The sequence below is a fragment of the Dietzia sp. B19 genome (genome assembly GCF_014145155.1).
Taxonomy (GTDB): Bacteria; Actinomycetota; Actinomycetes; order Mycobacteriales; family Mycobacteriaceae; genus Dietzia; species Dietzia natronolimnaea.
Genome location: NZ_JAALED010000572.1, coordinates 58,677 through 59,051, shown reverse-complemented (window position 1 = coordinate 59,051; position 375 = coordinate 58,677). Strand labels below are relative to the sequence as shown.

The 375-nt window shown below is 68.0% G+C and carries 1 pseudogene; it reads right to left on the bottom strand.

The features are described 5' to 3' along the window. Nucleotides 1–362 (bottom strand): annotated as a pseudogene (locus G6020_RS16660) (IS21 family transposase); the annotation flags it as partial. Nucleotides 363–375 lie beyond the last annotated feature (13 nt).

Sequence of the window (375 nt, the reverse complement as noted above, 5' to 3'; positions counted from 1 at the left end):
AGGTCGGCATCGTTGGTGCGGTACTGACCTGCAGCCTGCTCGGGAAGCAGAAGGTGGCTGGAGATCCGCTCGGTGCCGCGGTAGATCTCCAGCGTGCGGGCGGTGATCCGCACATCGACCTTGGTGCCGATGTGGGCCAGCGGGGCGGAGTAGAAGTTCCGCTCGAACACCACGTGTCCGTTGCGGCCGACCCGGCGGCCGTAGAGCCACCGGCTGATCTCGAACGCCACCGCCGGCAGCGGCGTGAGCAGCGGCCGCTCCTCGGCGGTGAACACGCTCAGCCTCGACCCGGGGCGTTTCTGGAACGGCTCCCGGTTGTAGGCGTCCATCCGCTCACCGATCGCCTCTGCCAGTTCGGGCACCGTGTGGAACATG